The following is a 24,740-nucleotide window of genomic DNA, read 5'->3' on the forward strand; positions in this document are numbered from 1 at the left end:
GGCCCGGGGTGAACTCCCCGGGCCCCGCCCCCTTCTCGTGCGTACGGCCGGCGGCCTACAGCTTCTGGACGGGCGCGTACCGCAGCAGCAGCCGCTTCGGCTTCTCGTCCCCGAAGTCGATGGTGGCCTGCGCGTCCGCGCCGGTCCCCTTGACCTCCATCACCGTGCCCAGCCCGAACTGGTCGTGCGTGACCCGGTCCCCCACCAGCAGCGTGATGACCGGCTTGTCCGAGGTCCGGCGCGTCGCGAAGCCCGAGGGGCCCGACTTGGACCGCGAGGACGACAGGAACGACTCGGGCGAGGTGCCGAAGGAGGCCCCGCCGCCACCGCCCGAGCGGGAGCCGGTGGAACCGCGCATCGGGCCCGCGGGCTTCTGCGCCCCCGTCCGCTTCCACTGGAGGTACTGGTCCGGGATCTCCTCCAGGAACCGCGAGGGCGGGTTGTAGGAGGGCGTGCCCCAGGCGCTGCGCATCGAGGAGCGGGTCAGGTACAGCCGCTCGCGCGCCCGGGTGATCCCGACGTAGGCGAGGCGCCGCTCCTCCTCCAGCTCCTTGGTCTGGCCGAGCGCCCGCATGTGCGGGAAGACCCCGTCCTCCATGCCGGTCACGAAGACCACCGGGAACTCCAGGCCCTTGGCGGTGTGCAGGGTCATCAGGGTGATGACGCCCGTGCCCTCGGTGTCCTCGTCGGGGATCTGGTCGGAGTCGGCCACCAGCGCGACCTGCTCCAGGAACTCCGCGAGCGTGCCCGGTCCCGGCGCCGCGGGCGGGGCGCCCGCGTCCGGATCGGCGTCCGCGCCCGCGTCGACCGCCGCCTGCCCGGCCTCTGCGTCGGCCTCGGGCGCCGCCGGGGCCGCGTCCGCGGCGGCCGCCCGCGCCTGCTCGAACTCCAGCGCCACGGCCGCGAGTTCCTGGAGGTTCTCGATCCGCGTCTCGTCCTGCGGGTCGGTCGAGGCCTGGAGCTCGGCGAGGTAGCCCGTGCGCTCCAGGACCGCTTCCAGCACCACGGCCGGGCCCGCGCCCGAGTCGACGATCGTGCGCAGTTCCTCCATGAGCACGTTGAACCGCTTCACCGCGTTGGTCGAGCGCGCGGCCATGCCGTACGCCTCGTCCACGCGCTTCAACGCCTGCGGGAAGGTGATCTTCTCGCGCAGCGACAGCGCGTCGATCATCGCCTCGGCGCGGTCGCCGATGCCGCGCTTGGGCACGTTCAGGATCCGGCGCAGCGGCACCGCGTCCTCGGGGTTCGAGAGCACCCGCAGGTAGGCCAGGACGTCCCGGACCTCCTTGCGCTCGTAGAACCGCACTCCGCCGACGACCTTGTAGGGCAGGCCGACCCGGATGAAGATCTCCTCGAACACGCGGGACTGGGCGTTGGTGCGGTAGAAGACGGCGACGTCGCCCGCCTTCGCGTCGCCCGCGTCCGTCAGCCGGTCGATCTCGTCGGCGACGAACTGCGCCTCGTCGTGCTCGGTGTCCGCGACGTAGCCGGTGATCCCGGCGCCCGACCCGGCCTGCGTCCACAGGTTCTTGGGGCGGCGGTTCTCGTTGCGCTCGATGACCGCGTTGGCGGCGGACAGGATCGTCTGGGTGGAGCGGTAGTTCTGCTCCAGCAGGATCGTCGTCGCGTTCGGGTAGTCCTCCTCGAACTGGAGGATGTTGCGGATGGTCGCGCCGCGGAAGGCGTAGATCGACTGGTCCGCGTCACCCACGACGCACAGCTCGGCGGGCGCCAGGTCCGGGTACCCGGTGCCGACCAGCTCGCGCACGAGCGTGTACTGCGCGTGGTTGGTGTCCTGGTACTCGTCGACCAGGACGTGGCGGAAGCGGCGCCGGTAGTGCTCGGCGACGTCCGGGAACGCCTGGAGCAGGTGCACCGTGGTCATGATGATGTCGTCGAAGTCGAGGGCGTTGGCCTCGCGCAGCCGCGCCTGGTACATCGCGTACGCCTGGGCGACGGTCTTCTCGAAGCCGTCCACCGCCTGTACGGCGAAGGCGTCGGCGTCGATCAGCTCGTTCTTCAGGTTGGAGACCTTCGCGCTGAACGACTTCGGCGGGAAGCGCTTGGGGTCCAGGTCGAGGTCCCGGCAGACGAGCGCCATCAGCCGTTTCGAGTCCGCCGCGTCGTAGATCGAGAAGGACGAGGTGAAGCCGAGGAGCTTGGACTCGCGGCGCAGGATGCGCACGCACGCGCTGTGGAAGGTCATCACCCACATCGCGTTCGCGCGCGGGCCGACCAGCTCCCCGACGCGCTCCTTCATCTCTCCGGCGGCCTTGTTGGTGAAGGTGATCGCCAGGATCTGGCCGGGGTGGACCCCGCGGGCGCCCAGCAGGTGGCCGATGCGGTGGGTCAGCACCCGGGTCTTGCCGGAACCGGCGCCCGCCACGATCAGCAGCGGGGAGTCCGCGTGCACGACGGCGGCGCGCTGTTCGTCATTGAGGCCGACGAGCAGCGCCTCCGGGTCGATGACCGTCCGGGGGGACCCGCCCCGGTAGTACGCGTCCCCGCTCGGGGGCGCGTCGAAGCGACCCCCGAAGAGGTCGTCGGCGCCCGGCTCGGGGGCGTGGTCCTCGGGCGGCGGCGGAGGCTCCTCGTGGGAGGGGGTGAGGTCCGCCAGGAAACTGTCGTCAAAGAGGCTGCTCATCGCCTTCCGAGTCTAGGGCCCGGGACCGACAGCCGGTTCCGGCCCCGGAAATTCGGTGCCGCATATGCTCCCGGACCCTTCCCAGCCCCGCGCGGCGGCGCTAGCGTCCAGCGCCAACCGGAAGGAGGTGCCGGCCCGTGTCCCACCCCGCTCCCTCCCCCCACCGCAAGCCGCGCACCCGAGCGCACCCGAGCACCCCGGCGGCCACCGCGGGCCGACTGGGCGCCGTCACCACCGCAGCCGTCGCCGCGCTGGGGCTGCTCCCCCAGCAGCCGGTCCTGGCCGCCCCGGCCGTCCCGGCCCCGCGGCCCTCCGTGGAGGAGGTGCGCTCCCGGGTGGACGCGCTCCAGCGGCAGGCCGGGACCGCCACCCAGGAGTACGACGCGGCCGCCGAGCGGGTGGCCGTACAGCGGGCGAAGCTGGTCGCGCTGATGGACCAGGTCGCCCGCGACACGCAGCGGCTGAACGAGACCCGGCGCCTGCTGGGCAGCCTGGCGGCGGCCCAGTACCGGGGCGCCGGTCCCCTGGGCGGCGCCGCCACGCTGCTGCTCGGCACCGATCCGCAGGGCTTCTTCACCCAGGAACACCTGATGTCCCGGCTCGGGGACCGCGGCGAGCACCTCCTGGCGGACGCGCGGCAGCAACGGCTGAACACCTCGAAGCGAAGGGCGGAAGCGGCCGGGGCGCTGAGCGAAGTGGAGTCCTCGCAGGCGGAGCTGCGGCGGCGCAAGCAGGCGGTCCAGGACCGGCTGGCCGAGGCGAACGCCCTGCTCACGGGGCTGACCCGGGCCGAGCGGAGTCGGCTCGCGGAGCTGGAGGCGGGCGCGGGGGCCGAGGCCCCGGGCGGCCCGGCGCCCGCGGACGCACCGGCCTCGGCGCACGGCGCGCGGGCGGTCGCCTTCGCGCGGGCCCAGCTGGGCAAGCCGTACGTGTGGGGGGCCACCGGACCCGGCTCCTACGACTGCTCGGGGCTGACCCAGGCCGCCTGGCGTGCGGCGGGCATCGACCTGCCGCGCACCACGTGGGACCAGGTCAAGGCGGGCCCGCGGATCGCGACGGCCGACCTGCGCCCCGGTGACCTGGTCTTCTTCTACGACGACATCAGCCACGTCGGGCTGTACGTCGGCGGCGGCCGGATGATCCACGCCCCGCGCCCGGGAGCGTACGTCCGCGAGGACTCGATCCACTACCAGCCGATGTACGGGAGCGTCCGTCCCGGCTAGGGCGTGTCGGGCCCGTCGTCAAAACGGCGTCCACGAACGGTCGTCGGACGACAAAGAGAACCAGTGTGGATCAGCTCCGGGCAGTTCGGATCATCTCGACATCTTCCCGTTACCTCCAGGTTTAGCGTCCTCCCCCAAGACCCGCACGACGGATCAGCAGGGAAGGACGTGAGGCCCCCGTGGCCAGTCATCGAAAGCCCAGGCAGCGCCCGCTCCTCTCCGGCGGCACCCTCCGCACCGCCGCCACCCTCGCCCTGGCGGGCGCTGCCACCGCCACCGCCTACGAAGGCACCTCGCAGGCCGACCCCCAGCTCACCCCGGACCAGGTCAAGGCCCAGGTGGACCGGCTCTACGAGGAGGCCGAGGCGGCGACGGAGCAGTACAACGGGGCGAAGGAGAAGGCGGAGGCCGCGCAGAAGTCGCTGACCGAACTGCGCGACGAGACGGCCCGCAAGACCGACCGCTTGAACAGCGCGCGCAGCGCCCTCGGATCGCTCGCCGCCTCGCAGTACCGCAGCGGGAGCCTGGGCACCGCCGTCCAGCTCGCGCTCGCCGACGACCCGCAGGACTACCTCGACCGGGCCGCCTTCATCACGCGGGCCGGGGACCGCACCGCCTCGGAGGTGGCCTCCGTACGCCGCCAGCTCGACGAGGTCGGGCGGCTGCGCGAGAAGGCGGCGGGCCGGCTCTCGGAGCTGCGCGCCCGCGAGGCCGAACTCTCCGGCCGCAAGTCCGTCATCGAGGGCAAGCTCGACGCCGCGAAGCAGCTGCTGGCCAGGCTCACGGCCGAGGAGCGCGCGCGGTACGAGGCCCAGGGCGCGGGACCCGCCACCGGCGCGGGCTCCGCCGCGACCTCGGTGGCCGCGCCGCCCGGCGACGGTTCGCGCGCGGCCAAGGCGGTGGCCTTCGCCTACGGGGCGCTCGGCAAGCCGTACGTCTGGGGGGCCACCGGGCCCGGCTCCTTCGACTGCTCGGGGCTGACCCAGGCGGCCTGGAAGGCGGCCGGGGTCTCCCTGCCGCGCACCACCTACACCCAGATCAATGCCGGCCACCGGGTCTCCCGCGACCAGCTCGCCCCCGGTGACCTGGTGTTCTTCTACTCCGGGATCAGTCACGTCGGCCTGTACATCGGCAACGGCCAGATGATCCACGCCCCGCACCCCGGCGCCCCGGTCCGCATCGCACCGATCTCCTCGATGCCCTGGGCCGGGGCCTCCCGCCCGGCGTGAGGCCCCGGGCGGGCCGCGTCAGACCAGGCGGCGGGCCGTGGCCCAGCGGGTCAGCTCGTGCCGGTTGGAGAGCTGGAGCTTGCGCAGCACCGCCGAGACGTGCGACTCGACCGTCTTGACCGAGATGAAGAGCTGCTTGGCGATCTCCTTGTAGGCGTACCCGCGCGCGATCAGCCGCAGCACCTCGCGCTCGCGCTGGGTCAGCCGGTCCAGGTCCTCGTCGACCGGCGGCGCGTCCGTCGAGGCGAAGGCGTCGAGGACGAAGCCCGCCAGCCGGGGCGAGAAGACGGCGTCGCCGTCCTGCACCCGGAAGACCGAGTCGACCAGGTCGGTGCCGGTGATGGTCTTGGTGACGTAGCCGCGCGCGCCGCCCCGGATGACCCCGATGACGTCCTCGGCCGCGTCCGAGACGGACAGCGCCAGGAAGCGCACCGGGTTCTCGGCCGCCGTCATCAGCGGGGCGCAGCGCCGCAGCACCTCGACCCCGCCGCCGCCGGGGAGGTGCACGTCGAGGAGCACCACCTCGGGCCGGGTGGCGGTGATGACGGTGACGGCCTGGTCGACGTCGGCGGCCTCGCCGACGACCTCGACGCCCGTGCGCCGCGTCTCGCCGATCTCCGCCTGCACCCCGGTGCGGAACATCCGGTGGTCGTCGACGAGCACCACCTTGACCCGCCTGGTCTCGCCGCCGGTGCTCGCGTTGTCCTCGGTCATGCCGGCATCGCCGCCCTCTCCATCTCCAGTTCGACTTCCGTGCCGCCGTCGGGCGCGGACCGCAGCCGTGCGGTCCCGCCGTTGCGCTGCATCCGGCCGATGATCGATTCTCGTACGCCCATGCGGTCGTCGGGTACCGCGTCCATGTCGAAGCCGGGGCCCCGGTCCCGTACGGACACGAACACCGTCCGTCCCTCGACCTCGGCGTAGACCTGGACGGGCCCGCCCTCGCCACCGTACTTGGCGGCGTTGACCATCGCTTCGCGCGCGGCCTGGACCTGCGCGACCAGCTTCTCGTCGAGCGGGCAGTCGCCGACCACGACGACCTCGATGGGCACGCCGTGGTGGTCCTCGACGTCCGCGGCGGTCTTCTTGACGGCCTCGGCGAGGGTGTCGGGCTCCTCGTCCTCGTCCTTGCCGGTGCCCTCGGGCTTGTACAGCCAGTTGCGCAGCTCGCGCTCCTGGGCGCGGGCCAGGCGCCGGACCTCGCCGACGTCCTCGGCATTGCGCTGGATCAGGGTCAGGGTGTGCAGCACCGAGTCGTGGACGTGGGCGGCGACCTCGGCCCGCTCCTGGGCGCGGATGCGCATGAGGCGCTCCTCGGAGAGGTCCTGGGTCATCCGGATCAGCCAGGGGCCGGCCAGCAGGGCCACGCCGACCAGGACGGCGAGGGTCGCGGTGAGGACGTTGCCCAGCTGGGCGGCGGAGCCCCGGACGACGATGAAGACGGTGAGGCCGACGCCGACCAGGACGACCCCGGCGAGCGCGCGGGCGATCTGCAGCAGTCGGCCGTGCCGGCCGTCCGCGGAGTTCCAGTGGGCGCGGCGGGCGTTGTCGGCCTGCCGCCACACCAGCACCACACCGGCGCCGACCAGCAGGGTCGGCCAGATGTAGCGGTCGGCCTTCTGGTCGCCGGCCTGGAGCTTCGAGATGAAGATGCCCGCGCCGACGAAGAGCGCGATCAGTGCGGTGACCTGCCCCCGGTCGGGCTTGCGCAGCCGCCGGCTGCCGTCGGCCAGGGTCTCGAAGAAGGACCGGTGCCCGGTGCGGCCGCCGACGCCGAGCGGTACGAACACCCAGAAGGCGGCGTAGAGCAGCACCCCGAGGCCGTCACCGAACAGGAAGGTGCCGAGGAAGGCGAGCCGGACCCAGAGCACGGGCAGCCCGAGGTGCCCGGCGAGCCCGCGGGCGACGCCGCCGAGCATCCGTCCGTCGGCGCTGCGGTAGAGCTTGCGCGGCGGGGCGTCGGTGGTCTCGGCGGAGGCGTGGGCGTGCGGTGTGCGGGGGGCGGCTGGTGCGGGCATGTCACCGATGGTCACACGCGCGAGGGGTCCGGGACATCAGGGCAGCCCCCCAGTTCCGTCGGGGGGATATCAGGGTTGCGCCAGGGTCGGGCCCGGTGCCGCTCGGCCGGACCGCCCGGCACCATGGACCCATGACCGACGTGCACGACTCCCCTCCGCCCCCGGCGACGGATCCCGCCGACCGTCCGCCGCTGCGCCGCAGCAGGCGCGACAAGGTCCTGGCGGGCGTGTGCGGGGGCCTCGGCCGGCACTTCGACCTCGACCCGGTGGTCTTCCGGGTGGTGCTGGGCGTCCTCGCCGTCACCGGCGGCGTCGGCCTGATCTTCTACGGCTTCGCCTGGCTGCTGCTGCCCCAGGAGGGCGAGGAGGACAGCGAGGCGAAGAAGCTGCTGACCGGACGGGTCGAGGGCGCGACGCTGGCGGCGGTGTTCGCCGCGCTGGTGGGCTGCGCGCTGTTCCTGACCATGGCGGACAACGGCGCGATGGCGGTCTTCTCGGTCCTGGTCGTGCTCGCGCTGGCCGGGGCCTCGTACTGGTCCCAGCGCCGCCGCCACCTCCAGGCACCGGAAGCGGACGCGCCCGAGCCGCAGGGCCCCGCGGCGGCGCGCGCCGCGCAGCGCCCGGCGCACCGGCCGGTGCCGCCGGAGACGCAGGCCCCGCCCGCGCCCGGCGGCCCGTCCTGGTGGCGCGACCCCCTGGTCAAGGACGGTACGACCGGACCGGTCGGGTCCACCGGCTACCTGTGGGGGCCCGCCGACGCGGGCGCCCCGGCGCAGGGCCCGGTCCCGCCGCGCGGGGCGGTCGGAGCCCCGGCGCCGCGCGATGCCGCCCCGCGCGTCCCGCGCGGCGGCATCGGCGGCCGGGTCTTCGTCCTGGCGCTGCTGGCCGCGATCGCGGGGACCGCGAGCGAATGGCGCACCGGGCCGCTGGGGCACGCCCTGGAGATCGGCTTCGCGTGCGCGCTGGCCGTCTTCGGCCTGGGCCTCGCGGTGAGTTCGGTCCGGGGCCGGACCGGTTTCGGCACGGTGCTGCTGGGCCTGATCACCGCGGTGCTGCTGGCCGGGGCCACCGTGATGCCGCGGGAGATCGGCACCGACTGGCGCCGGGTCGAATGGCGTCCGGCGGCGGTGGCGGACGTACGGCCCGCCTACGCGGCGGGCACCGGGTTGGCCACGCTGGACCTGAGTCGGCTGGACGTGCCCAAGGGGACCACGCTGCGCGTCGGCGCCTCGCTCGACGCGGGGCGGCTGAAGGTGATCCTGCCGCGCGAGGTCACCGCGAAGACCGACGTCCGCCTCTCCTGGGGCGAGGTGCGCCTGCCCGGGGACACGCGCGACTACCTGCGCATCCAGCATCCCGCGGCGCGGACGGCGACCGTGGCGCCCGCTCCCGGCACCGAGGCCGGCGGGACGATCGAGCTGCACCTGGAGACGGGTGTCGGACAGGTGGAGGTGGCCCGTGCCGCGTCATGAGTTCCAGCCGGGACGGCTGCTGGCGGGCCTGGTCCTGCTGACCGGGGGCGTGCTGTACCTGCTCGACGCCGCGGGCGAGCGGGACGTCCCGTGGTTCCTGATCCTCCCGCTGGCCTTCGGCGGGCTGACCCTGGCGGCGCTGGTGGGCGTGACGACCTACGCGGTGCGGCGCGACCGCAGGGACCGGATCCGGGAGTCCAGCGAGAGGTAGGGCGCCCCGGCCAGGACCAGCGGCAGCCAGGCCATCAGGTACACGAGGTCGTTGCCGTAGTAGTACGGGGTCGCCGTCCAGGAGACCGTCAGCCACAGGCTGAGCGAGATCAGGGCGCCCCCGGCCGCCGCGAGCCGGGTCAGCAGTCCGGCCAGCACGGCCAGGCCGACCAGCAGCTCCCCGATGGCCAGGAACACCGCGAAGCCGACGGGCGCCTTGAGGGCCAGGTCCACCAGGGCGGGGATCGCGGAGGTGTCGCGCACCCCGCGCATCAGGTCGCCGATGGAGCCGTCGCCCGAGGCCGAGAGGAACGCGGAGTCGGTCAGCTTGTCCAGACCGGCGTAGACGAAGGTGACGCCGAGGAAGATCCGCAGGGGCAGCAGCGCGTGGCGCACTCCGGCTGCGCGCAGCTGGGACAGGCGGTCGGCGACCTCATCAGTTCGGCTCACGCCTCATTGTGTACCGCGTGCGCGCCGGGCGTACCCGGGCGGGAGGACACCTTCGCCCGATCCACCCAGTGCCTCCCCGCGCGCCCCGCTCCGCCCACCGCGCTCATTCCGCGACGTCGATGCTGCACCGGTTGGATTCCACCCCGGCCGCCGTCACCACCTGGACGTCGACCCGCCCCGGTTCCACCTCCGCCGGGACCGGCACGGTCAGCACCGTGTCGGACGGGGTGGTGAAACCGCCCGCGACGGGCACCAGCGGCACGTGGACGTGCACCGTCCCGATCCGCACCACCAGCCGCGCCAGCATCTCGGGCGTCTGCGCCCCGGGCGGTACGAAGCCCACGCCCCGGATCTCGATGTCGTCCCCCGGCCGCACGGAGGCGTCGATGTCCCCCGGCTCCCGGGTCCGCACCACCGACAGCACCAGGGGGCGGCTGCCCTCCGCGTACTTGGCCGCCAGGTACACCGCCGCCGACAGCGCGACCAGCAGGGCCAGCGCCCACGGCAGTCGCGGCAGCCGGTCGGGGAAGCGGGCCAGCGTCACCGCCGCGAAGGCCAGCACCACCGTGGACACCAGCGCGTACTGGGCGTCGGGGAAGCTCCCGCGCCCCGCGTCGTCGGTGAGCAGGTCCGCCCCGCGCGGCCGGTCCGCGGGCAGCTTCTGCAGCCGCTGGCCCATGATCCGTACGGCGACCACGCGGCGGACCAGTACGGCCACCCCCGCGGTCAGCGCCACGACCGCCAGCAGCGGCAGCGCGCGCCACAGCCCGAGCCCGGAGTAGAGCGCGACCCGCTCCGCCCCGGGCGTCGAGGCGGCCAGCCGCAGCGCGGGCAGCAGCGCCGCGAAGGCGGTGAGCACGATCCAGGCGCACGCCACCGTCTTGGAGGTGGACAGCCGGTTGTCCTCGCCGACCATCGGGGCCAGCAGCCCGCCCCGCACGGTCTGGGCGCGGGCGGCCACGGTCAACAGCCCCGCGAGCACCAGCGCGGCCAGCAGTCCGGCGGTGCGCGCCGCGCTCCACCCGTTGCCGACGGCGGTGCCGACCTGGACGAGCAGCAGCACCCCGGCGGCGATCCACACGCCGAGGACCGCGCGGCGCGAGAGCAGGTAGAGCCAGGAGTGCCCGGCCTCCCGGCCGCGGGCGGCCACCGTCCGGGCGGACAGCGTCAGTTCGTCGGACACCCACTGGCGGGAGGCCCCGGCCGAGCGGGCGACGGCGGCGGGCAGGCCCTGCCCGGCGGCGAGCCCGTCACGCTGCTCCAGGAAGGCTTCGACCGCGCGGCGGTGGCCTTCCCGGGCGCCGTGCGGGCAGTCGTCACACGTGCAGCCGCCGCCGTGGGTACTTCTGTGCATCTCTTGGACAGCCACGTGCGTGCCGCCTCTCTGACTACTTTCGCGCAACTACCGGGGAATGCCAGCGAATTGTGCACCACTGCGGCAGTGTTCCGGATTGCGCACGATGTCAGAGCAGGTGATTAACCGTTCATGATGTTGACGCCACCCTCGGCGGAGCGGGGGGTCACGCCTCCCGTTCCGCCCGCTCCACCTGCTCCCACAGCGGCTGGCAGTTCACCCACGCCGCCAGGTCGGTGCCGAACCGCTGCCGGGTCAGGGTCGCGCCGTGGTGGTCGATGAGCACCGGCTTCCCGGCCGCCCGTGCGATCAGTTGCACCTGCGCGGCCCGCTCGGCCGCGACGAACCACCACAGCGCCGCGTCCACCGAGTCCCCGACGGTCAGGACCCCGATGTTGCGCAGCACCAGCGCCTTGTACGGGCCCAGCGCGCGCCCGATCCGCCCGGGGTCCGCCCCGGCGCCCGCGTACTCGTCCAGGAGCGCGTGGTCCTCGTAGAAGGCGCAGGCCTCGTCGGTGATCGGGGCCAGCAGCTCGCCCAGCGCCGCGAGCGCCCTGCCGTACGGGGCCTGCGCGCGGACCACGGACACCACCTCGGGCCGGGCCCGGTGCACGGCGGCGTGGACGGCGAAGGCCAGTTGGTTGACCCGGCGCTCCCCTCGGACCACCCGGCCCTCCCCGTCGACCAGCAGCAGGTCCTCGGGGCCGATGCCCGCGAAGGCCCGGCCGAAGGGGTTCACCCAGTAGCAGTCGTCGTGCTCCGGGTCGCGGGCGGTGACGTGCCCGCCGACCCCGTCCTCGTACCCGAGCCGCCCGAGCAGCCGCAGCGCGCCCGCCAGCCGCCGCTTGCGGTGCGCGCGGCTCTCCTCGGCGGTGGCGAAGACCGGCGGCAGCTCGAAGCCCAGCCGCTCCACGGGCACGGGTGCGGGTGCGGGCGTCCGTACGTGGCCCTCGGCCATGGCCCCTCCTTCACGGTCGCGTCCTTCGAGGTCGCGGCGCAAGGTACCGGGGGCCGGTCGAAGTGGCCAGAGAAACGGCGGAGCCGCCGTCCCCGGGGGGACGGCGGCTCCGGTCGCTCGAACGGGGAGTCCTACTCCCACTCGATGGTGCCCGGGGGCTTGCTCGTGCAGTCCAGGACCACGCGGTTCACGTCCGGCACCTCGTTGGTGATGCGGGTCGAGATCTTGGCCAGCACCTCGTAGGGCATGCGCGTCCAGTCCGCGGTCATCGCGTCCTCGGAGGAGACGGGGCGCAGCACGATCGGGTGGCCGTAGGTGCGGCCGTCGCCCTGGACGCCGACGCTGCGGACGTCCGCGAGCAGGACGACCGGGCACTGCCAGATCTCCCGGTCCAGACCGGCGGCGGTCAGCTCGTGGCGGGCGATGGCGTCGGCCTCGCGGAGCAGGTCCAGGCGCTCCTTGGTGACCTCGCCGACGATGCGGATGCCCAGGCCCGGGCCCGGGAAGGGCTGGCGCTGGACGATCTCGTCCGGCAGGCCGAGCTCCTGGCCGACCATCCGGACCTCGTCCTTGAACAGCTGGCGCAGCGGCTCGACGAGCTCGAACTCGATGTCGTCGGGGAGCCCGCCCACGTTGTGGTGGGACTTGATGTTGGCGGTGCCGGTGCCGCCGCCGGACTCGACGACGTCCGGGTACAGGGTGCCCTGCACGAGGAAGGCGACCGCGGGGCCGTCCTCCTGGAGGATCTCCAGCTGGGCCTGCTCGAAGACGCGGATGAACTCGCGGCCGATGATCTTCCGCTTGGTCTCCGGGTCCGAGACGCCGGCGAGCGCGGTCAGGAAGCGCTCCTGCGCGTCGACGACCTTCAGCTGCACGCCGGTGGCGGCGACGAAGTCCTTCTCGACCTGCTCGGTCTCGCCCTTGCGCATCAGACCGTGGTCGACGTACACGCAGGTGAGCTGCGAGCCGATGGCCTTCTGGACGAGGGCCGCGGCGACCGCGGAGTCCACGCCGCCGGAGAGGCCGCAGATGGCGCGCTTGTCGCCGACCTGCGCGCGGATGAGCGCGATCTGCTCCTCGACGATGTTGCCGGTGGTCCAGGTGGGGGCCAGGCCCGCGCCGCGGTAGAGGAAGTGCTCCAGGATCTGCTGGCCGTGCGTGGAGTGCATGACCTCGGGGTGGTACTGGACCCCGTACAGCCGCTGCGCGTCGTTCTCGAAGGCGGCGACCGGGACGACCTCGGTGGAGGCGGTGACGGTGAAGCCCTCGGGAGCCGCGGAGCAGGCGTCGCCGTGCGACATCCACACCGACTGCTCGACCGGGGTGCCCTCGAAGAGCGTGGAGCCGGACTTGGAGACGGCCAGCGCGGTGCGGCCGTACTCGCGGGCGCCGCTGTTGTCGACGGTGCCGCCGAGGGTGGTCGCCATCAGCTGGAAGCCGTAGCACATGCCGAAGACCGGGATCCCGGCCTCGAACAGGGCGCGGGCGTCGTCCAGGCGCGGTGCGCCCTCCTCGTACACGGAGGACGGGCCGCCGGAGAGGATGATCGCCTTGGGGTTCTTGGCCAGCATCTCCCCCACGGGCATCGTGCTGGGCACGATCTCGCTGTAGACCCGGGCCTCACGGACGCGGCGGGCGATGAGCTGGGCGTACTGGGCGCCGAAGTCGACGACGAGAACCGTGTCCGGGGCGCTGTCGTGGGCGGCGGAGGGTGCTTCTGGCACGGGGCGGCCTTCCGGCGGGAGAGGGTGGCTGTTTTGTCGATTCTACCGGTGGCGCGGGCCCCTGATTTGTCGCACCATCCGAGGCACACGTCACCGCCCGAGCGCCCGCCGCGCACCCCCGATCGCCCCCGACAGCCGGTCGAGCCGCGCGCCCCGCACGGGTCGTGCGCGCGGCGGGGCGTCTCAGTATCCGAATGCGCTTGGCACGGAGCCGGACAGAGGGTAATAATCCCTCCCATGCGCAAGCAGCTGAGCTTCCTGTTTACCTATGGCACCGGCCGGTCCGGTCGCCATGGGTCATCGTGATGCTCGCTTGAGCCGCTGACTTCCCAGAGCGCCCCGGTCCGACAGGACCGGGGCGCTCTGGCGTTCTCCGGACCTGCGGGCCCCCACCCCACCGGAGGAAACCATGTCCGTCACCACCACCCCCGCGCAGCTGATCGCCGACTCCCGCGAGCGGATCGACGCCCTCGACGACCGGATCATCGGGCTGATCCAGGAGCGGATGGCCGTCTCGGCCGTCATCCAGGACGCGCGGATCGCCTCGGGCGGGCGCCGGGTGCACCTGTCACGGGAGAACGAGGTGCTCTCGCACTGGAGCAGCGCTCTCGGCAAGTCGGGCACCGCGCTGGCCCTGACCCTGCTGGAGTTGTCCCGCGGCCGGGTGTGACGCGCCTGTTCGTCACTCGTCCGGGCCGTGACCGGCCCCCGCCCCGCCGCGTTGAGTGGATTGTCCGTGCCAGCCAGGCGCGGGCCCGCAAGAACCACGCGTGGCTCCGCTGGAGCGATGGAGACGCCCGCCCCGTGGAGCGCGCGTCGTGGGACCTCGCTCCTTCGTATGACCGGACGGCAGGGGACAGCAGCCCGGTCACAGAAAAGGACGGCCGGCCCAGGGGACGCCCCGGGCCGGCCGTTCTTCGTTCCCCCGACCGCGCGGCTACGCGCGACCGCGGCCGGCGCGACGCCGGAATCCCACGTACAGCGCGCCACCGGCCGCCATCAGCATGGCCGCGCCCAGCGCGAGCGGCGCGGCGGAGCTACCGGTGGAGGCCAGCGGACCGCTCCCGCCCTGGGCGCCCGCGGCGCCACCGGTCGAGGCGTTGTGCGAGGGGCCGGCCGAGACCGAGGTCGACGGGCTGGGCGAGCCGGACGGGCTCGGGCTGCCGCTCGGCGAACCCGACGGGGCCGGGCTGGCCCCGCCCTTGGCGTCCAGGACGATCTCGGCGGTGTTGTTGCCCGTCCTCGGGTCGAAGCGGTGCGGGGTGACCCCCTGCGGGCCCGCCTCGCCGACGGAGACGGAACCCTTGCCCGCGGCCCCCTCGACGACCTTGTCCACGCGCAGCTCGAAGGCGTAGCCCTCCTTGCCGTTCTCCAGCACGGTCGCCGCGCTCTCGCAGAAGTAGCGGGGCGCGCCGAGCTGCTGCTGCGCCGTGCGCTCGCCGCCGTCGGCGTTCACCGCGCGGCAGGCCTCCGGCTTCTTGGTGACGGAGGTACCGGCCGGGACGCGGACGTCGGTGCGGGCCACGGCGACCGGCGCCTCGCCGACGCGCGCGCGGTTGATCCAGGCCGGGCCCTGGTTGCGGAAGCCCAGCTCGGCCGTGACGGTCTGGCCCGCCTTGGCCGGGACGGTGGCGCCGGTGGCGACGAAGTCCGCGGTGTTGGCGGTCCGGAAGGCGAACTCGCGCCGGTTGTCGCCCGGTTCGAGGTCGGTGGCGGTCTTGCCGCTCGTCACGGCCCCGTGCTTCTTGACGGCCAGGGTCCGGCCCGTGCCCTTGCCGGGCGGGACCGAGAGGGCGGAGGCCGCGTCGGGGCGGCTGCCCGTCTCGTAGATGCCGTAGCCGAGCTGGTCCTCGTACGCCCGCTCGGTGGCCCTGATGGTCAGCGGGTCGGCCAGTTCCCAGGCCTCGCCGGGGGCGAAGTCGCCCTCGAAGGAGCAGACGGTGACGGCCGTGCGGCCGCCGGCGCGGGTGACGCAGTTGTCGTAGCTCTCCACGAACTCCATGCCGCGGGTGGCGGCGAGTTCGAGGACCACGCCGTGGGCGGCGCGGTTGCCGGTGTTGGCGAAGGCGAGCGCCACGGGCTGCTTCTGCCCGGGCACCAGGTCGGCCTTGAGCGGGAGCTTCTCCATCACCAGGTCGGGGCCGCCGACGCTCACCTTGGTGGTGACGGGCCGGATGGTGGCGCCCTGGAGGGTCGCGCTCACGGCGAGGTCGGCGGCGGCGCCGTCCGCGCTGCCCTTGGCCGCGCCGATCAGCAGGTCGATACCGGGGCGCGCGCCCGCGGTACCGGGGTCCTTGCACACGAGGGTGGTGGCGGCGCGCACGCACTCGGGGTGGGTGACGGCCGGGTTCTCCCGGACGTCGGCGATCCCGGCGAGCTTGCCGAGGTCGACGGTGAAGGTGACCTCGCCCCGGGGGAGCTGGGCCGCGTCCCCCGCCGCCGGTTCGGGCAGGGTGAAGACGAGGCGGGATTCCTTCGCCACGCCCGCCGGGGTCCCCGGGTGGAGCCGGAGGCCGACGGCGGACGGACCGACGAGCGGAAAGACAGGGTCCGCGGCGGCGGCCGGGGTGGTCAGCCCCAGGGCCACCGAACCGGCCACGGCCAGTAGGGAGATGCGCTTTCTCATGACCATCGAGACTGCCGAACGTCTGTGGCAGTTGCCTGGTTCCCCCTGTGACAGGCATCACTCGCAACCATCCGGAGGCGTCGGGTGTCACTTGTGTACGGGGTCTGCCCTCGGAGGGGGAGGGCAGACCCCGTTGTCATGCCCCGGGTCCTGCCTGCGGTACCGCCCGCCGCCATGCCCACAGACTCAGTCGTTCCGCTTCTTCGGCGGGACCGGCGGGACCGCGAGGAACGGCAAGCGGAGCGCCGCGAAAGCCTCCTTGGGGACCGCCGGACGGACCGGTTCCACCGCCGTCAGGCGCTCGTAGGCCGCGCCCTGGTCGGGGCGGGGGTCGCGCTCGCCCTTGTTGGGCCAGTACGACATGGCCCGCTCGGCCTGGGCGGTGATCGTCAGCGACGGGTTCACGCCGAGGTTCGCGGAGACCGCCGAGCCGTCCACCACCGAGATGCCGGGGTGCCCGTGGAGCCGGTGGTACGGGTCCACCACGCCCTCCTCGGGGGAGGCGCCGATGGGACAGCCGCCGAGGAAGTGCGCGGTCAGCGGGGTCCCCATCAGCTCGCCGATGTTGCTGCCGGGGAAGCCGTTGATCTCCTCGGCCAGCAGGGTGGCGGCCCGCGTGGCCTCCGCGATCTGGACCGGGTTGGGCGCGCCGTGGCCCTGCCGGGCGGTGAGCAGGCCCTTGCCGATGCCGCCGGGCTTGCGGTACGTCGTCAGCGAGTTGTCCAGCGACTGCATGACCAGGCCGATGATGGTCCGCTCGGACCAGCGGCGGTTGGAGAGCGAGCGGAGGAGCTGCAGCGGGTGCTTGGCGGTGCGGGCGAACCAGGCGCGCACCCGGTGCGGGGAGTGGGGCACTTGCAGGATGGTCATGAACCCCATCGCGTTGGAGCCCTTGCCGTAGCGCACCGGTTCGATGTGGGTGTCGGCGTTGGGGTGCACCGAGGAGGTGATGGCCACGCCGTGGGTGAAGTCGGCGCGGGCGTCCTTGCCGTGGCGCCGGCGGTAGCGGCGGTCGTCGGTCTGCGCGCCGACCAGGCCCTCGGAGTTGGTCCGGGTCAGGTCGCCGAGCCGGTCGGAGAGCCGGGGCAGCTCGCCGCGGTCCTTCATGGTGTGCAGCAGCGTCTGGGTGCCGTAGGTGCCCGCCGCGACGACGACGTAGCGGGCCCGCAGGACCTTCGCCCGGCCGCTCCTGCGGCGGCCGTCGGTGGGGACCGTACGGACGCGGTGGCCGCCGTCCGGGTGTTCGGCGACGGCGGTGACGGTGGTCATCGGGTGGATGACGGCGCCCGCGCGCTCGGCGAGGTGCAGGTAGTTCTCGTTGAGGGTGTTCTTGGCCCCGTGGCGGCAGCCGGTCATGCACTCGCCGCACTCCGTGCAGGCCTTGCGGGAGGGGCCCGCGCCGCCGAAGTAGGGGTCGGCGACCTCCTCGCCGGGCCGGACCCCGCGCTGCCCCTCGGCGTCGGATCCGTCGCCGAAGAAGACCCCGACGGGCGCCATGTGGAAGGAGTCCGCGACGCCCATCCGGTCGGCCGCGGCCAACAGGTGCACGTCGGAGGGGGTCATCGTCGGATTGAGCCGGACCCCCAGCATCCGCTTGGCCTGGTCGTAGTAGGGCGCCAGTTCGTCCTGCCAGTCGGTGATGGCCGCCCATTGCCGGTCCTCGAAGAAGGCGGTGGGCGGCACGTACAGCGTGTTGGCGTAGTTGAGCGAGCCGCCGCCCACTCCGGCGCCGGCGAGCACCATCACGTTGCCGAGCAGGTGGATGCGCTGGATCCCGTACAGCCCGAGGGCCGGGGCCCACAGGTAGTTGCGCAGGTCCCAGCTGTTCCTGGGCAGGCCCTCCCGGGTGAAGCGGCGCCCGGCCTCCAGGACGCCGACCCGGTACCCCTTCTCCGTGAGCCGCAGCGCGGAGACCGCGCCGCCGAAACCCGAACCGATGACGATCACGTCGTAGTCGTACGCGTCGTCCCGCGCGTCGCCCTGCGCTTCGTCCCGCGCTCCGGGCAGGTCGTCCTGCCCGTCGTACACGTCGTTGTCCTGCGGCACAGCCGTGCTCCTAGCGCAGTCGGAGAGCCTTCATGACCTTGAGGCTGCGGGTCATGAACGCCGCGTACGCCGCGTCGTCCATGCCCAGCGAGGGCGCCATGGGGAGCAGTCGCTGGTGGGCGACGGTCTGGGCCTCGGTGTACTTGAGGATGCCCTCGGAGCCGTGCCGGCGGCCGAGGCCGGAGTCCTTCATGCCGCCCATGGGGGCCTGCGCGCTGCCGTAGGCGGGCGCGTAGCCCTCGTTGATGTTGACCGTGCCGGTGCGCAGGCGGGCGGCGACCGCCAGGCCGCGGCGGGCGTCCTTGGTCCACACGCTGGCGTTGAGCCCGTAGGCGGTGGCGTTCGCCTGGTCGACGGCCGTGTCCTCGTCGCCGAAGCGGTAGATCGAGACGACCGGGCCGAAGGTCTCCTCGGCGCACACCGCCATCGGCGCCTCGACGCCGTCGAGGATGGTGGGCTCGTAGAAGAGCGGACCGATGTCGGGGCGGGCGGTGCCGCCCGCGACCAGGGTCGCGCCCTTGGCGACGGCCTCGTCGACGTGCCGCTGTACGGTCTCCAGCTGGCGCTCGCCCACCAGCGAGCCCATGTCCGCGCCGTAGGCGAGGGAACGGCCGAGCCGCATGGCCTTGGTGCGGGCGGCGAACCGCTCGACGAAGGCGTCGGCGATCGACTCGTGGACGTAGAGCCGCTCGATGGAGATGCACAGCTGGCCCGCGGAGGAGAAGCAGGCGCGGACGGCGCCCGCGGCGGCCTTCTCCACGTCGGCGTCGTGCAGCACCAGCATGGCGTTCTTGCCGCCGAGTTCGAGGGAGACCCCGACCAGGCGGGCGGCGGCCCCCCGGGCGACCTCGCGGCCGGTACGGGTGGAGCCGGTGAAGGAGACGTAGTCGGCGTGGCGGACCACCTCGGGGCCGACGACCGGGCCCTCGCCGAGCACGATCTGGAAGACGGCCGCGGGCAGCCCCGCCTCGATGAGCAGGTCGCGCGCCCACAGGGCGGTCAGCGCGGTCTCGGTGTCCGGCTTCATCACGACGGCGTTGCCGGCGACGAAGGCGGGCAGCGCGTCGCCGACGGAGAGTTCGAGCGGGTAGTTCCAGGGGGCGATCTGGCCCACGACCCCGCGCGGCTGGCGCAGCTCGACGACCTTGGTCAGGACCGGCACGGCGCCGGTGTGGCTCTTGGGCCGCAGGTAGGAGGGGGCCTGGCGACCGTAGTGGCGGGCCGCGATGGCGACGGCCTGCACCTCCTCGGCCGCGTGCAGGCGCGCCTTGCCGGTCTCCAGCTGGATCAGGTCGAGGACCTCGGCCTGCCGGTCGAGCACCAGGTCGTGGAAGCGCAGCAGGACGGCGGCGCGGCGGCGCACCGGCACGGCGGCCCAGGCGGCCTGCGCGGCGCGGGCCCGCGCGAAGGCCTCGGCGACGTCCTCGGGGGTGGCCTCGGGCAGCTCCGCCAGCCGGTCACCGGTGAAGGGCGTGTGGTTGGCGGTGCGGCCGGAGCCGAGCACCCCCCGGGTGAGCCGGGCCACCAGGTCCGGGGTCACGACGTCGGTGGCGGTCCGGGCGCCGGGCGGGGCGGGGGCCACCGGATTGGTGGGGGCCGGAGCGGCGCGGAGGGGGGCGGGGGCCTGCGAGTCCGTCATGGCGGTGAGCGTATTGCGCCGGGAGGGCTTTGGGTACCCGTGGGTAACCGGATTTTGCCATTTCCGCCAGTGATCGCTGGCAGGATCGTCCCGATTGGCGTGATCGCCGCGCCCGCGCCCGGCCCGCCGGGGGCCGGACCGCCCCGCTCAGCCCTTCGCGCCCGGCGGCTCCCAGCCGGTGAGCACGACGTCGAACTGCTGGCGCAGCGTGGCCCAGCCCTCGACCGGCCCCGACATGTAGACGGCGTACTCGGTCTCGTTCGGGGCGATGTACATCTGCTCGATGGCCCGGCGCGGCCCGGCGTGCGTGCCCTTCTCGGTCCAGGTGAAGTCCCACAGGGCCGCGCGCGTGCTGTTGCGGAAGGTGTTCTGGTTCAGCAGCTGGCGCTTGTAGTCCGTCCGCTGGCGCACCTGCTTCTCCAGGTCGAGCAGGTGCGCGTACGGGTTGACGTAGTCCGGGGAGCTGTCGACGGCGATCCGGATGAAGTGCTTGCCGTTGTCCGGGGTGTAGTCGATCTGGTCGCCGTTCATCTGGCGCGTCCAGCCGTCGGGCACCAGCAGGGTGAAGCCCGTCGGGTCCTTCACCCGCTGCCAGCCGTCCGGGACGGGCACCTGCGACTGGGCCTGGGACCGGCCGCCCTGGCCCGAGCCGCCGCCCTTGCCGTCCGCGCCGTCCTGCGACTCCGTGTACTTGAGGATCCCGAAGGCCCCGGCCCCGCCCAGCAGGGCCGCCACCACGGCCACCACCGCGGCGCGCCGGATCCGGCCGCCGGTGGGGCGCGGCGCCGTGCGCGGACCCGGATCCGGGGTCGTGCGGGGTTCGGGGTGCGCGGAGGGCGCGGTCGGCGCCTCCGTACGGAACCGCGCCGGTCCGGCGGCGTGCGCCGCGGGCTCCGGCTCGGCGGCCGGGGTGGGGCCGGGCGCGGGGGTGGCCAGCTCCTCCGGGGTCAGGCCGCGCGTGGGCACGTACGCGTGCGCCGACTTCGGCTCGCGCCCCTCCATCGCCTGGAGCAGCATCCGTTCGGCCTCGGCGGCCGACGGGCGCTGCGCCGGGTCCTTGCGCAGCAGCGCCGTGATGACCGCGCCCAGCGCGCCCGCCTGGCGCAGGGCGGGCGGTTCGTCGTTGACCACGGCCTGCAGGCTGGAGATGGGCGAGGTGCGGCGGAAGGGCGAGCGCGCCTCCACCGCCGTGTAGAGGGTGGCGCCCAGCGACCACAGGTCGGAGGCCGGGTCCGGCGCCCCGCCGGTGACCCGCTCGGGAGCCAGGTAGTCGATGGAGCCGACGAGTTCACCGGTCCGGGTGATCGAGGTGTCCCCCTCGATCGCCGCGATCCCGAAGTCCGTGAGCAGCACCCGGCCGTCCTTGGCCAGCAGGACGTTGCCGGGCTTGACGTCCCGGTGCAGCACGCCGACCGCGTGCGCGGCGCGCAGCGCGCCCAGCACGTGCAGCCCGATCCGGGCCGCCTCGCGGGGCTCGATCCGCCCGGCCGCCTTGGCCGCCTCGGCGAGGGAGGGCCCGTCGATGTACTCCATGACGATCCACGGCCGGTCGTCGTGCTCGAACACGTCGTGGACGGTGACGACCGCCGGGTGGGCGATCCGGGCCGCGGCCCGGGCCTCCTTCTTCGTCCGGGCGTGCAGCACCGCACGGTCGGCCTCGGCGACGTACAGACCCGCCGTCAGTTCCTTGACGGCGACCGTCCTGCTGAGGAGTTCATCGTGCGCGCGCCACACCTTGCCCATGCCGCCGCTGCCGATCGGCTCGCCGAGCCGGTACCGGCCCGCGAGTACCGCGCCCGCGCCTGTCCTGTGTTCCACTCAACCCCGCCGCTCTCTGCCTACGGCCAGATTACGGAGCGCGCGGGCGCTGCCGGAACCGCGCGGGGCCCGTGAGACAGCACTGTGACGCAATCGCCGTACTGATCACCTGTCAGCGGGGCCTCAGGAACCCGGCCGGTAACTCCCCGTGGCCTTCTCGAAGACTTCGGTCACCTTGTCCTGGGCGTCCTGCGGGCCGATGACCATCACCACGTGGTAGCGGCCGCCGAGGGCGACGACGCGGTTGCGGACGTAGACGGAACGCCCGCCGCCGTCGGTCCAGGTGTACTGGCCCTCCGCCATCAGCTGCTGACCGACCTTGGTCTGCTTCACCCCGGTCGAGGTCGCCCAGGTCGAGGTGCGGAAGGGCTCCAGCTCGCGCTCCTTGTCGCGCTGGTAGCTGAGCGGGTCCGGGTTGCCGTCCACGGCGTCCCGGCCGGGGGTCACGATGAGGACGAAGTCGCCGTTGGTGTAGCGGACCTGACTCATGTCATTGACCCCGTGGCGCTCCCAACCGCTGGGCACGAGGACCTGGAAGCCCTCCGGGTCCTGCTCGGCGGTGTAGCCGGCGGGCGCGCTCGCGGGCGGGGCCGTAGGGGACTGGGGACTGCCGCTCTGCGGGGCCGGCTTGGACTGCGGGGTGCCGGTGGGGGTGTTGGCCCCGCCCGGCGCCGGTGCGGAGGCGGTGGCGGTCGGCTTGCCGCCGCCTCGGGCCTGGGCGCCGTCCCCGTCCCCGCTCGTCGCCTTGGGCAGGAAGACCATGGCGTACGCGACCCCGCCCGCCAGCGCCACCAGGACGAGCAGCAGCAGGGTCCGGCCGAGGGAACGCCCGCCGCGGGTACGGGAGGTGGCGTGCTGGGTGCCGCGGTGGCGGCCGTGCGAGACGTCGCCCTTGCGCCGCACGACGGGCAGCCGGGCCGGGTCCGGGTCGGGCAGCGGGAAGGCGAAGCCGCCGACGCCGTCCGGTTCGGGAGCCGACCGCACGAGCGAGCGCAGCCAGCCGCGCAGCTCCTCGAAGTCGGGCCGCTCGGTCGGGTCCTGGCGCAGCAGCGACTCGACGATCGGACGCAGCGGACCGCACTCCTCCGCGAAGGCGGGCGGCTCGGCGCACACCATCTCGACGAGCTCGGCGGCGCTGTCCTCGGGGTAGGGGGCGTGCCCCTGGACCGCCCGGTACAGGAGGGCGCCCAGGGCCCACAGATCGGTGGCGGGCCCGATGGGCGCGGCCAGCTGCCAGTTGTCGTGGACGGGGCCGGCCTGTTCGGGCGCCCAGCGCTCGGTGACGGCCCCGACGACGGCCATGCGGGTGAGCCGGGCGCGCTCGGCGTCGAGCGCGGTGACGGGCCCCGCGGCCACGGCCGCGGCCCAACCACCGGCGGCGACGGGCAGCGCCCGCTCCACCGGCGAGGGCGCGTCGGCCTCCTGGAACCCCTGCGGCAACGCCAACCGGCCGGGCAGCCCGGGTGCTTGGGGGCCGCCCTGGCCGGGGCCCTGCGGGGGCCCGTACTGCGGACCGGCCCCGGCCCCGTAGCGCGGCCCGTCATCGTCGTCGACCGTGCGGGGCCGGGCGGGGAGCGGGGTCCAGCCGTGGTCGGGGTCCACCGCGCTCGGGGGCTCCGGCGCGCTCGGGGGCTCCGGCGCGCCGAACTCCGGGCCGGGGGCCCGGTCCCGGGCCGGGTCCCGGTCCGGGGACGGCTGCGCCGCGGCAGCCGCGCCCAGGCCGCCGTCCGGCGCGACGGACACCTCGTCACCGGCGTACGGCGACCACAGCACCTCCGGCTCCGGGGAGCGGTCCGGGAACCCCTCGGCCCCGGCGCGGAGGTACGGGTCGGGGGTCGGTGCGGGGGCCGGTTCGGGGGCCGGGGCGGCGGTGGGGGGTGCGGGCGGGTTCCCCTCGGGGTCCGGGGCCGCGGGGAGGGCCGCCGGGGTGGTGGTGCGGCGGGGGGTGGCGCCGTGCCAGGTGGCACCGGGGCCGCCGTACGGGTACGAGTACCCCTGCGGGAGGTTGGAGCCCTCGGGCCGGTTCTCCTCCGGGGCCGCCCCGCCCCGCCGTTCCTCCGTCAGCCGCGCGGCGGCCTGCGCCCCGGCCCGGTAGGCCGCGACGGACCCGGCGCGCGCGGCGGCCTTGAGGTCGGGGCGCGCGGCCGTCGCGTCGGGAGTGATGTGATCGCTGTACGTCGGCCCGCTCCGGGCCCCCGGCAGGGCCGACAGCGGCGCCGTGTCGTAGCCGGGCGCCACCAGCGGCGCGTACGGCGGCGCCTCGCCCCGACCGGCGTCCGAGCCGGGCACACCCTCGCGCTCCGAGTCCGGGCCGTACTCCGGACCGTGCTCCGGGCCGTGCTCTGCATCAGGGTCGTCGGAGGCGAAACGCCCGAGCCCCGGGCCCTGGTCGCCGTCCCGGTCCCCGTCCCCTCCGGGTCCCGTTCCGGGTCCGCCGAGGGGGGCCTCGTAGCCGTAGTGGTCGCCCGGCCCGGGTGCGTCGGAGGGGGTCCGGCCCCGTCCGCCGAAGCTCGGGGCGCCCAGGTCGGGACCGCCGAACTCCGAGGCCCCGTAGGGCTGCCCGGTCGGCCCGGACCGCACCGCCCCCGGCGGCTGCTGCCGCGGCACCGGTACGCCCCGCGCCCACGCCGCGTCCTGGCGCGCGCCCTCGGCGCCACCCGGATCCACCGGGGACTCCGCCGGATCGGCCGCCGGCACGGGGTCGTAGCCGCACAGGGCTTCCTCCGCCGCCCCGGCCGCCAGCCCGGTCAGCACGACGCGCCCGTCCTCGCAGACGAGCACCGTCCGGGCGGTGATGTTCCGGTGGGTCCAGCCGTGCGCGTGCAGCACCCGCAGCGCCGTCAGCACGTCCGCGGCCACCTCCGCCGCCCGGTACGGGCTCAGCGGCTCGTCCGCTATCAGCGCGGCCAGCGACCGCGCGGGCACCAGCTCGCTCACGATCCACAGCGAGTTGCCCTCGGCGAAGACGTCGAAGACCTGGTCGAGCCGCGGATGGTCCGGCACCCTCGCCGCCGCCTGCGCCGCGGCGATCGCGCGCCGCACCGCCGGAAGTTCGTGCACGGGACGCCGTCCGGCCGCGGGAGCGCGGTGGCCGTCGAGCATCTCCGCGTCGACGATCTCCGGTAACGGCACCTGCCGCACCAGCACTTCCTGCCCGCTGCGCGTGTCGAAGGCCCGGGTTTCGACCAGTTCGTACTCGTCCGGCGCATCCGGCGGGGGCAGCGGAAGGCGGTACCGCTCGGCCAGGATCCGGCCCGCGTACTCCTCCATGTCGCCTCCCCCGAGCGCGTTGGTGAGCGGGCGCCCCGGGTCTGCGCGGTGTGCGCTCC

The 24,740-nt window shown here is 74.3% G+C and carries 17 protein-coding genes; 5 read left to right on the top strand and 12 right to left on the bottom strand.

All coding sequences use genetic code 11. The features are described from left to right. Positions 1-55: 55 nt before the first annotated feature. On the bottom strand, positions 56-2,644 hold the full coding sequence (locus ACFWAR_RS16750; RefSeq protein WP_385777694.1) for an ATP-dependent DNA helicase: 2,589 nt from the start codon (positions 2,642-2,644) through the stop codon (positions 56-58). Between the two features lie 137 nt (positions 2,645-2,781). Here ACFWAR_RS16750 and ACFWAR_RS16755 point away from each other — a divergent pair, with 137 nt between their 5' ends. Together ACFWAR_RS16755 and ACFWAR_RS16760 are read left to right on the top strand one after the other, a co-directional pair. Next, on the top strand, positions 2,782-3,867 hold the full coding sequence (locus ACFWAR_RS16755; RefSeq protein WP_385777697.1) for an NlpC/P60 family protein: 1,086 nt from the start codon (positions 2,782-2,784) through the stop codon (positions 3,865-3,867). A 179-nt stretch (positions 3,868-4,046) separates the two neighbouring features. Then, positions 4,047-5,096, top strand: a complete 1,050-nt coding sequence (locus ACFWAR_RS16760; protein WP_385777699.1) for an NlpC/P60 family protein — start codon at positions 4,047-4,049, stop codon at positions 5,094-5,096. Positions 5,097-5,114: 18 nt separating this feature from the next. Here ACFWAR_RS16760 and ACFWAR_RS16765 read toward each other — a convergent pair whose 3' ends face one another. Both ACFWAR_RS16765 and ACFWAR_RS16770 read right to left on the bottom strand, forming a co-directional pair. Further along, positions 5,115-5,810, bottom strand: a complete 696-nt coding sequence (locus ACFWAR_RS16765) for a LuxR C-terminal-related transcriptional regulator (protein WP_385777702.1) — start codon at positions 5,808-5,810, stop codon at positions 5,115-5,117. Next, entirely contained in the window at positions 5,807-7,114 is a 1,308-nt protein-coding gene (locus ACFWAR_RS16770) for a PspC domain-containing protein (RefSeq protein ID WP_385777705.1), read from the bottom strand. Before ACFWAR_RS16770 ends, ACFWAR_RS16765 begins: the two co-directional genes overlap by 4 nt. Positions 7,115-7,245: 131 nt before the next feature. Here ACFWAR_RS16770 and ACFWAR_RS16775 point away from each other — a divergent pair, with 131 nt between their 5' ends. Beyond that, positions 7,246-8,586 (top strand): PspC domain-containing protein, encoded by a 1,341-nt coding sequence (locus ACFWAR_RS16775; protein WP_385777708.1) that lies wholly within the window; start codon positions 7,246-7,248, stop codon positions 8,584-8,586. Further along, positions 8,573-8,797: a hypothetical protein gene (locus tag ACFWAR_RS16780; protein ID WP_385777710.1), complete on the top strand. Its 225-nt coding sequence runs from the start codon at positions 8,573-8,575 to the stop codon at positions 8,795-8,797. The genes ACFWAR_RS16775 and ACFWAR_RS16780 overlap by 14 nt, the downstream gene beginning before the upstream one ends. Here the strand turns inward: ACFWAR_RS16780 and ACFWAR_RS16785 are convergent. The 4 genes from ACFWAR_RS16785 to guaA form a co-directional block, all read right to left on the bottom strand. Further along, positions 8,743-9,246, bottom strand: a complete 504-nt coding sequence (locus ACFWAR_RS16785; protein WP_385777713.1) for a DoxX family protein — start codon at positions 9,244-9,246, stop codon at positions 8,743-8,745. The genes ACFWAR_RS16780 and ACFWAR_RS16785 overlap by 55 nt on opposite strands. A gap of 103 nt (positions 9,247-9,349) precedes the next feature. Next, entirely contained in the window at positions 9,350-10,600 is a 1,251-nt protein-coding gene (locus ACFWAR_RS16790; RefSeq protein ID WP_385777716.1) for a hypothetical protein, read from the bottom strand. 166 nt (positions 10,601-10,766) lie between these two features. Then, positions 10,767-11,558, bottom strand: a complete 792-nt coding sequence (locus ACFWAR_RS16795; RefSeq protein WP_385777719.1) for a class II aldolase/adducin family protein — start codon at positions 11,556-11,558, stop codon at positions 10,767-10,769. A 131-nt stretch (positions 11,559-11,689) separates the two neighbouring features. Then, on the bottom strand, positions 11,690-13,282 hold the full coding sequence (guaA, locus tag ACFWAR_RS16800; protein WP_354383057.1) for a glutamine-hydrolyzing GMP synthase: 1,593 nt from the start codon (positions 13,280-13,282) through the stop codon (positions 11,690-11,692). A gap of 409 nt (positions 13,283-13,691) precedes the next feature. Between guaA and ACFWAR_RS16805 the strand changes: the two genes are divergently transcribed. Beyond that, the gene (locus ACFWAR_RS16805; RefSeq protein WP_385777722.1) at positions 13,692-13,952 is read left to right on the top strand and encodes a chorismate mutase; all 261 of its coding nucleotides are present in this window, start codon (positions 13,692-13,694) and stop codon (positions 13,950-13,952) included. 267 nt (positions 13,953-14,219) lie between these two features. Here ACFWAR_RS16805 and ACFWAR_RS16810 read toward each other — a convergent pair whose 3' ends face one another. From ACFWAR_RS16810 to ACFWAR_RS16830, 5 genes are all read right to left on the bottom strand, one after another. Next, positions 14,220-15,908 carry a peptidase gene (locus ACFWAR_RS16810; RefSeq protein WP_385777725.1) on the bottom strand — a complete coding sequence of 563 codons (1,689 nt, stop codon included), beginning with the start codon at positions 15,906-15,908 and terminating at the stop codon, positions 14,220-14,222. 186 nt (positions 15,909-16,094) lie between these two features. Further along, complete coding sequence (locus ACFWAR_RS16815; protein WP_385777869.1) at positions 16,095-17,915, bottom strand: GMC oxidoreductase; 1,821 nt, start codon at positions 17,913-17,915, stop codon at positions 16,095-16,097. 49 nt (positions 17,916-17,964) lie between these two features. Further along, positions 17,965-19,593, bottom strand: a complete 1,629-nt coding sequence (locus tag ACFWAR_RS16820; protein ID WP_385777728.1) for a succinic semialdehyde dehydrogenase — start codon at positions 19,591-19,593, stop codon at positions 17,965-17,967. 147 nt (positions 19,594-19,740) lie between these two features. Next, positions 19,741-21,411, bottom strand: coding sequence for a protein kinase (locus ACFWAR_RS16825; protein ID WP_385777731.1), 1,671 nt, complete (start codon positions 21,409-21,411; stop codon positions 19,741-19,743). Between the two features lie 123 nt (positions 21,412-21,534). Then, entirely contained in the window at positions 21,535-24,681 is a 3,147-nt protein-coding gene (locus tag ACFWAR_RS16830; protein WP_385777734.1) for a protein kinase, read from the bottom strand. Positions 24,682-24,740: the final 59 nt, after the last annotated feature.

The organism is Streptomyces sp. NPDC059917 (assembly GCF_042730635.1).
In the GTDB taxonomy this organism is placed as follows: Bacteria; Actinomycetota; Actinomycetes; order Streptomycetales; family Streptomycetaceae; genus Streptomyces.

Excerpts from the sequence above, each read along its gene's own strand:
- ACFWAR_RS16830 (WP_385777734.1), bottom strand. The coding sequence starts at position 24,681 with ATGGAGGAGTACGCGGGCCGGATCCTGGCCGAGCGGTACCGCCTTCCG.
- ACFWAR_RS16820 (WP_385777728.1), bottom strand. The coding sequence starts at position 19,593 with ATGACGGACTCGCAGGCCCCCGCCCCCCTCCGCGCCGCTCCGGCCCCC.
- ACFWAR_RS16750 (WP_385777694.1), bottom strand. The coding sequence starts at position 2,644 with ATGAGCAGCCTCTTTGACGACAGTTTCCTGGCGGACCTCACCCCCTCC.
- ACFWAR_RS16765 (WP_385777702.1), bottom strand. The coding sequence starts at position 5,810 with ATGACCGAGGACAACGCGAGCACCGGCGGCGAGACCAGGCGGGTCAAG.
- ACFWAR_RS16775 (WP_385777708.1), top strand. The coding sequence starts at position 7,246 with ATGACCGACGTGCACGACTCCCCTCCGCCCCCGGCGACGGATCCCGCC.
- ACFWAR_RS16770 (WP_385777705.1), bottom strand. The coding sequence starts at position 7,114 with ATGCCCGCACCAGCCGCCCCCCGCACACCGCACGCCCACGCCTCCGCC.
- ACFWAR_RS16810 (WP_385777725.1), bottom strand. The coding sequence starts at position 15,908 with ATGAGAAAGCGCATCTCCCTACTGGCCGTGGCCGGTTCGGTGGCCCTG.
- ACFWAR_RS16805 (WP_385777722.1), top strand. The coding sequence starts at position 13,692 with ATGTCCGTCACCACCACCCCCGCGCAGCTGATCGCCGACTCCCGCGAG.
- ACFWAR_RS16790 (WP_385777716.1), bottom strand. The coding sequence starts at position 10,600 with ATGCACAGAAGTACCCACGGCGGCGGCTGCACGTGTGACGACTGCCCG.
- ACFWAR_RS16795 (WP_385777719.1), bottom strand. The coding sequence starts at position 11,558 with ATGGCCGAGGGCCACGTACGGACGCCCGCACCCGCACCCGTGCCCGTG.